The following is a 13414-nucleotide window of genomic DNA, read 5'->3' on the forward strand; positions in this document are numbered from 1 at the left end:
TAAACAGTTATGAACCCAGAACCTCTACCGGGCAAATCGCAGAAATTGCCCAAATTTAAAGATATATCAAAACTGCTGCGGGACGATCGCTTCTGGAAAATAGCCGGACAGGCGATCGCCCTAATTTTAGTAATAGTTGTTATCGCCATTCTCGGGGACAATCTGGGCGCCAATTACTCGCAACTGGGGATTGCATTTGGATTTGATTTTCTCAATTCCCAAGCATCCTTTGACATCGGTGAAAGTGTAATCCCCTACAGTCCCGCTAACAGTTACAGACAAGCTTATTTAGTCGGTTTAATCAACTCGCTGCGGGTGATGGGTATCGGCATTATTTTCGCAACAGTTGCGGGTTTGACGGTAGGGATTGCGCGCCTTTCCGACAATTGGCTGCTGCGAAGTTTGGCTGGTTTGTATGTGGAAATTTTGCGAAATACGCCGTTATTGCTGCAATTATTTTTCTGGTATTTTGCAGTTTTCATTTCCCTGCCCAAACTGGAAGACAACCCGCAGTTACGCGGGCCGATTTACTTGACAAATCGCGGCATTGCTGTACCTTGGCCTGTGGCTTTGCCGGGTTTTGCGATTTGGTTGATTTTGCTAACTGTCGGAGTTTTGGCTGCCGCTGGGCTGTGGATGTGGCGGGCGCGGGTGATGTTGGAAGAAGCTAAGCCGGGAAGACAGTTGTTTTGGGCTCTAGGTGCGATCGGGATGAGTGCAATCTTAGCTTTGATTATCACCAAAAATCTGCCTTTTCGTCTAGATGTTCCGCGCTTGACACCAGCATTGCAACTCGAAGGAGGATTAAAATTCACTCCAGAATTTGCCGCCTTGGTGACAGGACTCAGCTTGTATACTGGCAGTTACATTGCAGAAATTGTGCGGGCCGGAATTCAGTCAGTATCGAAAGGCCAGTGGGAAGCGGGAAAGTCTTTAGGGCTGAAGTCGGGAACAATGATGCGGATGGTAATTTTGCCACAAGCTTTGCGGGTGATTGTGCCGCCTTTAACCAGTCAGTATCTGAATTTAGCTAAGAATTCGAGTTTAGCGGTTGCGGTTGCTTATCCCGACGTTTATTTTGTGGTGGGCTCTCCGACGTTGAATCAGACCGGTCGGGCGATCGAAGCAATGTTAATTATCATGGTAACATACCTAACAATTAGTTTGATAGTTTCTCTGTTCATGAATTGGTACAATAAAACTGTACAAATCAAGGAAAGGTAAATAGTTGAGATTTAATCTATTTTATTTGGAATAAAAGTAGAGCGCGTTAAATGGCATACAGTGACTTTAGCTTAGACCGAGTAACTAAAAATTTTGATTTAACGATTTCCGATAAGATTGATATGTTCGCTGCTGTATCAGAATTAGAGTCGAGTACATTACTTGCCGAAATTCTTAAAGATAATATACCGTTAGCCTTGAGCAGCAACACTGAAAAAGCTCGATCTGAAATGATTATCGCACCGATTTTGATCGACCTTAGAAAACAGTTAAACTTGGAAATTAGTTTGTTTTCGGGAATAGACTTTACAGTAGATGTTGAAAAAGGATTAAATGGAAGTTGCGATTTTCTGATCAGTCATTCCCCAGAGTTACTAATTGTTAGAGCGCCAATAATCATCATTGTAGAAGCCAAGAAGGAAAATATCAATGGCGGATTGGGACAGTGCGTAGCAGAAATGTTGGCTGCTAGAATATTTAATGAACGTGAAGGCAACGAAATTCCTGCGATTTATGGCACTGTTACTACAGGTACTATCTGGAAATTCCTGAAGTTGCAAGAACAAATTATTGAAATTGATTTAGGTGAATATTACTTGAGAGATGTGAATAAAATTTTAGGAATCTTAGCGAACAGCATTAGAAATTAATAATAACTAAAAACTGATGGAAACAATACCCATATTACCGCCCCCAGCCACCGAATCGCCTACCCCTTGGAATTGGGCGCGCAAAAATTTATTTAGTACCTGGTACAACAGCATTCTCACAGTAGTTTGCCTCATTATCGCCTTCCAAACTATTAAAGGAATTATCGTTTGGGCAACAACAAAAGCTCAATGGCGCGTATTAGAAGCGAACTTGCCGCTATTTTTCGCCGGCAGATTTCCCAGCGAATCCTACTGGCGGCTGTGGATAGTAACGGCCCTAATTGCCTTGTTGGGAGGATTAACTTGGGGAAACATTCAGCGGCAAGAACGTCTTTGGAATCCGCCTTTACTAATTATACTCGGTGCTGCGGTTGTGGGTGCGGTCATTTCGCCGATCGACCTCACCTCTCGCATCTACCTCTTAGGGATTATTATCGCAGGCGCCGCCAGCTATGCCATCGGCAGGCAAATTCACCCAAAAATCATGGGCTGGATGCCTGCAATTTGGCTTCTTTCCTTCCCAATAGTTTTGTGGCTAATTAAAGGCGGGTTGGGTTTGACAGAAGTATCAACAAATGATTGGGGCGGTTTAGTATTGACGCTGTTTTTAGCAGTTATTAGTATTGTGCTTTCCTTTCCTTTGGGAGTATTACTAGCACTAGGGAGACAAAGTTCTTTGCCAGTTGTAAGACTGTTATCAACATTATACATTGAAATTATTCGCGGTTTACCATTAATTGGCATTTTGTTTTTAGGTCAAGTGATGCTGCAACTCTTTTTGCCACCGGAATATCCGAAATTGGATAGAGTAATTAGAGCCATTGCTGGATTAACCTTATTTAGTGCGGCATACTTGGCGGAAAACGTGCGCGGTGGCTTGCAGGCAGTGCCCAGGGGACAAATAGAAGCAGCAAGGTCGATCGGACTCAATACACCCCTACTCACAATTTTAATTGTACTGCCTCAAGCACTGCGAATAGTCATTCCGGCGATCGGCGGTCAATTCATCGGATTATTTATGGATACATCCCTGCTGTCTCTATTCGGAATGTTAGAATTAATCGGAATATCCCGCGCCGTTTTAGCAAATCCTTCCTATATCGGCAGATACGCCGAAGTTTACATATTCGTCGGGATTATTTATTGGATATTTTGCTACTCAATGTCATTAGCCAGCCGCAAAATAGAGCGAACTTTAGGGGTAGGTCAAAGGTAAAACAAATCTGCGTTCATCCGCATTCATCAGCGGTTTAAAAACAAAAAACTATGGAAACTAAACCCACAACCCCAGAACAAGTAATCGTAGCAGAAAACGTCCACAAATGGTACGGGCAATTTCACGTACTGCGCGGCGTCAGCATGACCGTAAACCGAGGTGAAGTGGTTGTCGTAATGGGGCCCTCTGGTTCTGGAAAATCGACGTTTATTCGCACATTCAACGCATTAGAAGAATACCAACAAGGTAAAATTACGATCGACGGAATCGAACTTTCCCACGACTTACGCAACATCGAGACAATTCGCCGCGAAGTAGGAATGGTGTTTCAGCAATTCAACCTGTTTCCCCACTTATCAGTCTTGCAAAACGTCATGCTAGCCCCAGTATGGGTGCGCCGCTGGCCCAAGAAAAAAGCTGAAGAAGTGGCGATGCAATTGTTAGAAAGAGTGGGGATTTTAGAACAAGCAAAAAAATATCCCGGACAGTTGTCTGGAGGACAGCAGCAGCGGGTCGCTATTGCACGTTCTCTAGCCATGCAGCCTAAAATCATGCTGTTTGATGAACCGACATCAGCATTAGACCCGGAGATGGTGCGGGAAGTTTTAGATGTAATGCGAAATTTGGCTCAAACAGGAATTACAATGGTGGTGGTGACTCACGAAGTCGGGTTTGCGCGCGAAGTTGCCGATCGCATTGTATTGATGGATGGCGGCGTTTTAGTTGAAGAAGCTGAGCCGGAAGAGTTTTTTCAGAATCCGAAGGAAGAACGCACGCGCAAGTTTTTATCTCAGATATTGTAACTGATTTTAAAGTGTAGTAGGTGGGTTTTGCGACGGTAGCACCAGTAAAAATCGGCACAATTAAGGTAAAATAAAAGAGTGTACAATCAGTCTCTATTTTGCTGAGATAGCTTGCAATGCCATCCACAAAAACTCTGCCGTTAGTTAAAGACTCGGAACGCCTAGAAAGTCGCCTCAAAGAAATTCCGGCGGTTCCTGGTGTATATTTAATGCGAGACGAGAGCGATCGCATCCTTTACATCGGCAAATCAAAAAAACTCCGAAACCGCGTCCGTTCCTACTTCCGCGAAAGCCAAAATCTCAGTCCCCGCATCGCGATGATGGTGCAGCAAGTGCGCGAAATTGAATTCATCGCCACCGATACAGAAGCGGAAGCTTTAGCATTAGAAGCAAACCTCGTAAAACAGCACCAACCTTACTTTAATGTCCTCCTCAAAGATGATAAAAAATATCCTTATTTGTGCATAACTTGGTCGGAGGAATACCCGCGCATTTTTATCACCCGCAAACGCCGCGCCGGTAGTGCAAAAGACCGCTATTACGGCCCTTACGTCGATACAGGGGCGCTGCGGAGTACGCTACATTTAATTAAGCGAATTTTCCCCCTGCGGCAGCGCCCTCAACCGCTGTTTAAAGACCGTCCCTGTCTCAACTACGACATCGGGCGCTGCGTTGGCGTTTGTCAAGGCTTAACTTCGCCGGAGGAATACCGAAAAATCATCCAAAAAGTAGCGATGATTTTCCAGGGAAGGACTCAGGAATTGCTCGATATTTTAGAACCCCAAATGGAAGAGGCAGCCGAAGATTTAAACTTTGAAACTGCGGCGCGCATTCGCGACCAAATTAAGGGTTTGCAGTCTTTAAGTGCGGGTCAAAAAGTCTCTTTGCCAGACGATACGGTTTCCAGAGATGCGATCGCACTTGCGGCCGACACCCAGCACGCTTGCGTTCAATTGTTTCAAATTCGCGCTGGTCAATTGGTCGGAAGATTGGGATTTATGGCGGAAATACCTCCCCAACCCCCCCTTGCAAAGGGGGAGCAAGAGTTATCTCAACTTTCTATTTCCTCCCCCCCTTGGCAAGGGGGGGAACGAGGGGGGGTAGAGGCCGGAGCGATTTTGCAGCGAGTGTTGGAAGAACACTATCAAAATGTCGAATCTGTAGAAATTCCCAGCGAAATTTCAGTGCAGTACGAATTGCCAGAAGCGGAAATATTAGCAGATTGGTTGAGCAATCGTAAGGGGCGAAAAGTTACGATTTTGACGCCACAGCGGCAAACTAAGGCAGAATTGATTGAGATGGTGGAACGCAATGCTGAGTATGAATTGGCGAGAATGCAAAGATTGAGCGATCGCAATTCTCAAGCAATGGAAGATTTAGCAGAAATTCTCGATTTGCCAGAAGTTCCTCGCCGCATTGAAGGTTACGATATTTCTCACATTCAAGGTTCTGACGCCGTAGCTTCCCGCGTCGTATTTATTGACGGTTTGCCGGCTAATCAACACTACCGCCATTACAAAATTAAAAATCCTGAAATTAAATCGGGTCATTCTGATGATTTTGCTAGTTTAGCAGAAGTTATCGGTCGCCGATTCCGAGGAGTGAAGGAAGAAGAAAGAGGGAAGATGGAAGATGGATTTAGCCAGTTAGAAGAACCGGAAAAACTCAGCAATTTATCCTCCGTTTCTCATACTATCTCCGACAAACCCGACTTAATTATGATAGATGGTGGCAAAGGTCAACTGTCAGCAGTTGTGGCTGTTTTGCGGGAGATGAATTTGCTAGAAGAGTTGCGCGTTGTCAGTTTGGCAAAGCAGCGAGAGGAGATATTTTTGCCGGGGGAATCTTTGCCGCTGCCAACTAATTCTGAGCAGCCTGGGGTACAATTATTGCGCCGGGTGCGGGATGAGGCGCACAGGTTTGCTGTGAGTTTTCACCGGGATCGAAGAAGCGAGAGAATGAAGCGATCGCGCCTTGATGAAATTCCCGGATTGGGACACCACCGACAAAAACAATTGTTGGCACATTTTCGGTCGATCGACTATCTCCGTTTAGCAACTCCCGAACAGTTGGCAGAAGTTTCTGGGATTGGCCCGCGTCTGGCGCAGCAAATTTACGATTATTTCCACCCGTAAAGTCTTACCCTGCATGGGAGACGGGGATTGTAGGCGCGATCGGGTCGCAAGTCCCGATTCAGCCAGCGGGAGGGAGGTATTCAAAAATTTTGCACAGGCCTATTGCAATTCCCAGAGACGTGTGGTATGTTTAGTTTCTGTGCGCGGGCATAGTTTAGTGGTAAAACTTTAGCCTTCCAAGCTAACTATGCGGGTTCGATTCCCGCTGCCCGCTTGCGCCTATAAAAACCTCAAACCAACTAGAAATCAACGGTTTGAGGTTTTTTATTGCTGCTTTTTTCGGTTTGCGAGGGGTCTAGTTGACTAGAAATTGACTAGAAATTGGATACAAAATGACTACGATTTGACTACGGAACGACCAAACTGAGTATCAAATGACTACCCCATCGCCCTTTGTGGAGACAATTTGGAGACGAATGAATACAAATTGAATACAAAGCATAACTGTATTCAGTTTGAGCCGTTTAGCTTTGCAAGTATCTCTCAAAACGCCTCCACCTCTCACCTTGTGGTGAGCTGGGTACAAGAATAATGGGTTAACATAGAGTGCCCTGATTTGACAAGCTTGCCGAGCGCACTCAGCTTGAGTTATGACTGATTCGGAGTCGCATCAGTCACAAGGAGAACCCGTGAAATATTTTTCAGTAGTAATGTATTTGCTACGGGAACGGCAACAGTTTCTCGAAGAAATTCGCCAAGGTGTCAAGCTCAAATCTAAAATTTTCGGTTTGTTGATTTCTAGTACCGTATTTTTTGGCATTTACGGAGCAATATTAGGTGCCTCTAGTACGTGGATGCAATGTCTGGTTTCAGCAATTAAGTTGCCAGCACTTTACTTGCTGACGCTGATTATCTGCTTTCCCACACTGTACTTTTTTAATGTCATGTTTGGTTCAAAACGAACTTTTGAGCAGTATTTGACATTGTTGATGACAGCGATGGCGATGATTAGCGTTTTGCTGTTTGGATTTGCACCTGTTAGTTTGTTTTTCCTCATAAGCAGTACCAATTACAATTTTTATCTGTTGCTGAATGTTGCTATAATGGCAATCACAGGATTTTTGGGAGTAAGTTTCATTTATCAAGGAATGCACTTTCTGTCAGAACAAGATGCGGAAGGCAAAGACATCAGGCTAAATATTTTGCGCTTTTGGTTGGGACTTTATGCGTTTGTTGGGACTCAGTTGGGATGGACGCTGAGACCATTTTTGGGGTCGCCGGGAATGGCTTTTCAACTGTTCCGAGACCGAGAAAGCAATTTTTATATGAGTCTGTGGCAATCAATTATGTCTCTGGGAGGATCGTAATTAATCCCAATTAAAGGAGATTTTGAAGAGTGATACAAGCGGATTTGGAACAGTTAAAAATTTCTGAGAAGGAGTTGGAGGATTTGAGCGGAATAGCTTTGAGCGACGGTTTTGCAGCAGATTTTTACAGACCTGCTGCACTCCGGGACGGCAAAAAGCTGTTTTCTATTTTGGTGAATGAGTTGCTGATATTTTGCGTGACATTAGTTGTTTCGCTGCCTGTTGCTTTACTGGCTAATAAACATAATGTTGGTTTATTTAGCGATTCAGACATATTTGTCCGTGTTTTACAACTAACTTTGGGTTGGTCGCTGGCGATTACTGTTGCTTGGAATGTCTATAAATGGGTTAAGGCAAAACCTCTGGCAACGCTAGCGGGTCTGCTGGATGAAGTTGAGAAGTATCATGAGGTGATTCAGGCTTTAGATATTATCGATCGCCTAACGGATGCTGGCAATTTACAAGCCAATTTAATTAACCGAGGAGATGCAATTGAAGCATTAAAAATCACTAGAGAAAGTTTAGTCTGTGCTTTGAAAACAGAAAAAATTCTCAGAGAAAATCAGCAGTTTATCGGTCGCCGTTACGAGCTATTTGCTAATATTGAAAGTAATTTAGCTGCTTTGATGGCGGTGGATGTGAGCGATCGGGCGACTGAATATGGCCGATTGCTAAATGAGGCTTTGGAAATTGGGATGAGCGTACACAAAGAGGTAAGAAAGTTGCAAAATGGACGTTAGAGTTGTTGCAGCGTTCCTGGTTTGTTGTAAAAGTAGTAACTGAGATATTGCAACATGCTCAAGAACAGGCAGGATGCCTGTGCCACAAAAATTTAATTTTCTTGTGGGGTGGGCATCCTGTCCGCCCCTGAAAGGCTTATTGAAAATGGTGCAATATATAAGTTACTACAAACTTTTTTTACCACCGGAAATTTCAATCATCAAAAATATCCAACTGTTCGCCATCAGACTCTTTTTTACCATTTTTTTTAACACCCTTTCTTAGCCCGATCGCAATTTTGCTATGTTTCTCAATCTGCTTCATCACCTGTCTCGCCCTGTCAATCACCGACGGCGGCAAACCGGCCAATCTCCCCGCTTCAATTCCGTAAGATTTGTCAGCACCTCCCGGCTGAACTTGGTGCAAGAATACGATTTGATCCGGCAACTCTTTCACTGTAACCTGATAATTTGCGACATTATCTAAAATAGAAGCTAACTCATTTAACTCGTGATAGTGAGTCGCAAAAATTGTCCGCGCCCGAATCTCAGTTGCTAAATATTCTGCCACAGACCAAGCAATCGAAAGTCCGTCAAAGGTTGCCGTTCCTCTGCCAATTTCATCTAATAAAACCAATGATTGCGGCGTCGCATGATTGAGAATATTTGCAGTTTCGTTCATTTCCACCATAAACGTAGACTGACCAGTTGCCAAATCATCTACTGCGCCGACGCGGGTAAAAATACGATCGCAAATTCCCAAACTCGCAGCTTTCGCCGGCACATAACTGCCCATCTGCGCCATTAACTGGATCAAACCCACCTGCCGCAAGTAGCAGCTTTTCCCGCTAGCATTCGGCCCGGTTAAAATAATTAAATCTGGGCGGTTTAGCGATTCTTCCCGGCCCAAAAAAGCAGAATTAGGTACAAAAAATCCCGGCGGCAAAGACTTTTCCACCACAGGATGACAACCTTCAATAATTTTAATTTCCCGACTTTCTGTCATAGTTGGGCGGCAGTAATTCTGGTAAACTGCTACTTCTGCTAAACCGCACAAAACATCGACCGCCGCCACGGCGCGGGAAACGTTGCGAATAATTTCGGCGTGTTCTCCTACCTCCGATCGCACTTTAGCAAAAATATCGTATTCCAATTGATTTAAATCTTCCCGCGCTGTCAGAATTCGCACTTCCCTTTCTTTTAATTCTTCAGTGCTATAACGTTCTTCATTGGTGAGAGTTTGCTTGCGGGTGTAGTCCTTCGGCACTTGGTCTACTTTCGATTTGGTAATGCTAATGTAATAGCCGAAAGCTTTATTGTAGCCAACTTTTAGATTAGAAATTCCGGTACGTTTTCTCTCAGTTGCTTCTAAATTTGCAATCCATTCTTGGTCTGCTGATGCAGTGTGGCGCATTTCATCTAGCATGGGATTGATTCCCGATCGAATCAAACCTCCTTCTTTTAAATGAATCGGCGGTTCATCAACTAAATGAGCGTGAATTTTACTTGCTAATTCTTCGAGAATTGGCGGTACATTTTGCAGCGCTTTCAAATAGGGCGATCGCCCTTGGGCTGCGATCGAGGCTAATTCCGGCAGTTTCGAGAGAGAATCAGCTAAAGCAACCAAATCCCGCGCGCTAGCTGTTCCAGAACCCGCGCGGCCTGTCAGTCTTTCGATGTCGTAAATTTGGCGCAGCAACTGCTGAAAATCTTGGCGCAGACCGTTATTTTCTACTAATTCTTGGATCGTGTCGTGTCTAGCGCTAATGCCTTTAATGTTGAGCAAAGGTTGCAGAACCCAGCGGCGCAAAGCGCGGCCTCCCATTGCGGTGCTGGTTTTGTCTATCGCCCACAGCAGCGAACCGTGAAAAACCCCATCTCTCACTGTTTGAGTAATTTCGAGATTGCGGCGGGTTTGGTAGTCGAGTATGAGAAAATCGGTGAGAGTGTAAGTGTGCAATCTTTGCAAAGAAACTGCTTTTTCCTTTTGAGTCTCTTCGAGATATTGCAACAAACCGCCGGCGGCGCGCACTGCGAGGGGCAAATGGCCGCATCCCATACCTTCAAGCGATCGCACTTTGAATTTTTGCAGGATTCTCTGTTTTGCTTCGGGCAAAGTAAACGGAATTTGCGATCGCAAAGAATAGCAGAATGAATTCGGCAAACAATCGGGCAAATGCTCGGATTTCTCTCCGGGCCTCAACATAGTCACCAAATCCGGCGCATTAGTCGGTACCAAGACTTCCGAAGGCTGCAAGCGCAGCAATTCAAGGGTTAATTGTTCTAAAGTGTCTGCTTGGGTAGTGACGAATTCTCCCGTAGAAATATCTGTATAAGCCAATCCCCAATGTTCCCCTGCTATCACAATTGCTGCTAAAAAATTATTTTGCCTGGGTTTGAGCATTCCGTCATCAGTCAAGGTTCCTGGAGTGAGAATGCGGGTAATTTCTCGCTTGACTTGACGACCTTCTTTAGCAGCAATCGAGGCATCTTCAACTTGATCGCAAACTACCACAGCATACCCTTTTTCTACTAACATTGAAGTGTAGCGATCGAGGGCGTGGTGCGGCACTCCTGTCATCGGCACTCTGCCAATTTCCTTGCCGCTTTCTTTGCTAGTACAAACAAGTTCTAATTCCTGCGAAATAGTAACTGCATCTTGGAAAAAACACTCAAAGAAATCTCCAACTCGAAACAATAAAAGTGCGTGGGGATACTGTTCTTTCACTTCCACATACCGCTGCATCATCGGCGTCAGCTTGGTGAATTCTAGTAGGCGGTGGTCGGCATTGCGGATGTTGGGTTGAGTGGGGTCTGTTGGGGTAGATGCAGTGTAAGGCATAAAAGGCGATCGATAAATTTTAATCTTTAACAACTTTAGCGCAAGCTCGGCTTTTAGCTATAACTAATGATACAATATTTGACGATTAATCCTCCTTAAGCAGGGTGCGTGATTCTCAATATTGGTGAAGAGTGTTGAGCGATACGAAACTCACGCATCCTACTTAATAATCGATCAACCCGCTTTTACTTGAGAGGTTTTAGGTCAATACTTATCTAATGTGAGTCAAAACAGCCGCTCCAGTGAGACTTACGGCGGATATTTTATCTATTGTGAGAGACTAGCAATCGCCGATCGACAAAAACAATCTCAGCTATGTAGTTGTTAGCTGTTATAGCAGATGTTGAAGGAAGAAAGAAGAAGGAAGAAGGAAAAAGAAAAAAGGCTTTAGTTATCTAGGAGAGAAGGAAAAAGGCTTTAGTTATCTATGAGAAAAGGAAGAAGCAATCTTCGGCAACGGTTTCAGCAATTAAGAACGTTCTAAAAGTCGGGTGCGGTTGCTATAACTGTTGGGGCTTAACAGAAGAATGTGAAATCTCCCGCACTTTAGCCTGGGGAGAAACTTTACATTTTTGTGATTGAAAACAGCCGGAAGATAGATTTGTAAATTATACCTTGGATAGAGATAAAATATATTTTATATGCTTAAAATTAAAGAAATCCAAGTTAGTAATTAATCGGCGTAGTAAGTTTAAGATTTACCATCAAAAATCTGCTAGCTAGTAGTTAACTAGAGGAGAACGAAATAATGAAAGCTCTTTGCTGGCACGGAGCAAATGATGTGCGAGTTGATAATGTACCAGACCCAACAATTATCAACCCGCGCGATGCAATAGTTAAAATCACGTCTACAGCAATCTGCGGCTCAGATTTGCACCTCTACGATGGCTTCATCCCGACAATGCAATCGGGCGACATCATGGGGCACGAATTCATGGGGGAAGTAGTCGAACTCGGCAGCCAAGTCAAGAACTTAAAAAAGGGCGATCGCGTCGTCATTCCTTTTACTATTTCTTGCGGCAGTTGCTTCTTTTGCAACCGCGATTTGTGGTCGCTGTGCGACAACTCCAACCCCAATGCTGGGCTGGCTGAAAAAATGTTCGGTCATTCCCCGGCGGGACTGTTTGGCTACTCACATTTAACGGGCGGCTATGCAGGAGGCCAAGCAGAATACGCGCGGGTTCCGTTTGCAGATGTCGGCCCTTTAAAAATTCCCGACGGACTTTCGGACGAACAAGTATTGTTCCTCACCGATATCTTTCCTACTGGTTACATGGCGGCCGAAAACTGCGACATTCAGCCGGGGGATACTGTAGCAGTTTGGGGATGCGGGCCAGTCGGGCAATTTGCGATCAGAAGCGCGTTTATGCTGGGGGCCGATCGAGTAATTGCGATCGACCGCGTACCGGAACGCTTGCAAATGGCGGCCGCGGCCAAAGCTGAAGTCATCAATTACGAAGAAATAGACGCCGGGGAAGCCGTCACCGAAATGACGGGGGGACGCGGACCCGACTCTTGCATCGACGCGGTGGGAATGGAAGCCCACGGCACCGGTCTCGACGCTTTGTACGACAAAGCCAAGCAAGCCGTGCGGTTGGAGAGCGATCGACCTACGGCCCTGCGACAAGTAATCGTCGCGTGTCGCAAGGGTGGCACAGTGTCAATTCCCGGCGTTTACGGTGGCTTCGTTGACAAAGTGCCATTAGGTGCAGCTTTCAACAAAGGCTTGACCATGAAAATGGGACAGACGCACGTTCACCGCTATTTGCGGCCTTTGCTCGATCGCGTTCAAAAAGGCGAAATTGACCCGTCATTCGTAATTACGCACCGAATGAAATTGGATGAAGCGCCCCACGGCTACGACATTTTCAAAAACAAAAAAGACAACTGCATCAAAGTTGTCCTCAAACCCTAACTCGCATTTACCCTTCACGGAGAAACTATGCTTTTACAAGAAAAAGAATCAGGCGACTTGATTGAAATCCTCGATGTAGATGCTTTAATCAGCCCTACAAAACAAGAAGTGTCGGGAAAAAATCAAGCTGGTCAAGAAGAGCAAGAGAAAGCAACTTTTCCAAAAAGTAATTTAGTCTTTCCTTCCGGTGAAACTCTGCCGCGTTGCTGGACTGAGGAAAATTATCAAACTCATTGATTCCCCTGATTCTTCCAATCCCCCTTAACAAGGAGGATTGGAAGGTAGGGGATGGACACAGCACATAAGTGTCCGCTTAACCCGAAAAACTGCTCTCCGATAGGGGTTAAAACCCCTGCAGGAGGGCGGTTTTGACGTATCTTTTGACAGCCGGAGGGTACAGCGCTGTGGTTGTTTCAATAGAATGTACGATCGACCAAATTTAAGAGAGTCTTAGTTCGCGACCGCGACAAACTGCATTAAACTAAAGTGATAAAGATAACCGGGCTTGATTTAATTTCTTTATGACTAAGGAATGAAAAATAAATAAGTTGATTAGTTATCGGTTATAATGAAAAAAGTGTGAGATTACAATTTTTACCAAAA

The 13414-nt window shown here is 44.8% G+C and carries 10 protein-coding genes and 1 tRNA gene; 10 read left to right on the top strand and 1 reads right to left on the bottom strand.

What is annotated here, in order from left to right; all coding sequences use genetic code 11:
* The first annotated feature begins 9 nt into the window (after window positions 1-9).
* The 8 genes from QT979_RS19030 to QT979_RS19065 all read left to right on the top strand — a co-directional run bounded on the left by QT979_RS19030 (window position 10) and on the right by QT979_RS19065 (window position 8075).
* Entirely contained in the window at window positions 10-1224 is a 1215-nt protein-coding gene (locus tag QT979_RS19030; RefSeq protein ID WP_333311393.1) for an ABC transporter permease subunit, read from the top strand.
* A 50-nt stretch (window positions 1225-1274) separates the two neighbouring features.
* Window positions 1275-1874: a hypothetical protein gene (locus QT979_RS19035; RefSeq protein WP_333311394.1), complete on the top strand. Its 600-nt coding sequence runs from the start codon at window positions 1275-1277 to the stop codon at window positions 1872-1874.
* Between the two features lie 16 nt (window positions 1875-1890).
* Window positions 1891-3090 (top strand): amino acid ABC transporter permease, encoded by a 1200-nt coding sequence (locus QT979_RS19040; protein WP_333311395.1) that lies wholly within the window; start codon window positions 1891-1893, stop codon window positions 3088-3090.
* 50 nt (window positions 3091-3140) lie between these two features.
* Window positions 3141-3893, top strand: a complete 753-nt coding sequence (locus tag QT979_RS19045) for an amino acid ABC transporter ATP-binding protein (protein WP_333311396.1) — start codon at window positions 3141-3143, stop codon at window positions 3891-3893.
* A 116-nt stretch (window positions 3894-4009) separates the two neighbouring features.
* A complete protein-coding gene (gene uvrC / locus QT979_RS19050) occupies window positions 4010-6028 on the top strand; it encodes an excinuclease ABC subunit UvrC (protein ID WP_333215991.1) in 2019 nt (672 codons plus the stop codon).
* 143 nt (window positions 6029-6171) lie between these two features.
* Window positions 6172-6242, top strand: a tRNA-Gly gene (locus tag QT979_RS19055).
* Window positions 6243-6618: 376 nt separating this feature from the next.
* Window positions 6619-7335: an actin-binding WH2 domain-containing protein gene (locus tag QT979_RS19060; protein WP_333295794.1), complete on the top strand. Its 717-nt coding sequence runs from the start codon at window positions 6619-6621 to the stop codon at window positions 7333-7335.
* A 29-nt stretch (window positions 7336-7364) separates the two neighbouring features.
* A complete protein-coding gene (locus QT979_RS19065; protein ID WP_333215989.1) occupies window positions 7365-8075 on the top strand; it encodes a hypothetical protein in 711 nt (236 codons plus the stop codon).
* 193 nt (window positions 8076-8268) lie between these two features.
* Here the strand turns inward: QT979_RS19065 and mutS are convergent, their stop codons facing one another.
* Window positions 8269-10896, bottom strand: a complete 2628-nt coding sequence (mutS, locus tag QT979_RS19070) for a DNA mismatch repair protein MutS (RefSeq protein ID WP_333215987.1) — start codon at window positions 10894-10896, stop codon at window positions 8269-8271.
* 748 nt (window positions 10897-11644) lie between these two features.
* On the opposite strand from mutS, the gene QT979_RS19075 reads away from it, so the two are divergent.
* Together QT979_RS19075 and QT979_RS19080 are read left to right on the top strand one after the other, a co-directional pair.
* Window positions 11645-12811, top strand: a complete 1167-nt coding sequence (locus QT979_RS19075) for a zinc-dependent alcohol dehydrogenase (RefSeq protein ID WP_333311397.1) — start codon at window positions 11645-11647, stop codon at window positions 12809-12811.
* A gap of 27 nt (window positions 12812-12838) precedes the next feature.
* On the top strand, window positions 12839-13048 hold the full coding sequence (locus QT979_RS19080) for an acetyltransferase (protein WP_333215983.1): 210 nt from the start codon (window positions 12839-12841) through the stop codon (window positions 13046-13048).
* The last annotated feature ends 366 nt before the right edge of the window (window positions 13049-13414 follow it).

This window comes from Microcoleus sp. w2-18bC1 (assembly GCF_036700365.1).
GTDB lineage: Bacteria > Cyanobacteriota > Cyanobacteriia > Cyanobacteriales > Microcoleaceae > Microcoleus.

Excerpts from the sequence above, each read along its gene's own strand:
- QT979_RS19030 (WP_333311393.1), top strand. The coding sequence starts at position 10 with ATGAACCCAGAACCTCTACCGGGCAAATCGCAGAAATTGCCCAAATTT.
- QT979_RS19035 (WP_333311394.1), top strand. The coding sequence starts at position 1,275 with ATGGCATACAGTGACTTTAGCTTAGACCGAGTAACTAAAAATTTTGAT.
- QT979_RS19040 (WP_333311395.1), top strand. The coding sequence starts at position 1,891 with ATGGAAACAATACCCATATTACCGCCCCCAGCCACCGAATCGCCTACC.
- QT979_RS19045 (WP_333311396.1), top strand. The coding sequence starts at position 3,141 with ATGGAAACTAAACCCACAACCCCAGAACAAGTAATCGTAGCAGAAAAC.
- uvrC (WP_333215991.1), top strand. The coding sequence starts at position 4,010 with ATGCCATCCACAAAAACTCTGCCGTTAGTTAAAGACTCGGAACGCCTA.
- QT979_RS19060 (WP_333295794.1), top strand. The coding sequence starts at position 6,619 with ATGACTGATTCGGAGTCGCATCAGTCACAAGGAGAACCCGTGAAATAT.
- mutS (WP_333215987.1), bottom strand. The coding sequence starts at position 10,896 with ATGCCTTACACTGCATCTACCCCAACAGACCCCACTCAACCCAACATC.
- QT979_RS19075 (WP_333311397.1), top strand. The coding sequence starts at position 11,645 with ATGAAAGCTCTTTGCTGGCACGGAGCAAATGATGTGCGAGTTGATAAT.
- QT979_RS19080 (WP_333215983.1), top strand. The coding sequence starts at position 12,839 with ATGCTTTTACAAGAAAAAGAATCAGGCGACTTGATTGAAATCCTCGAT.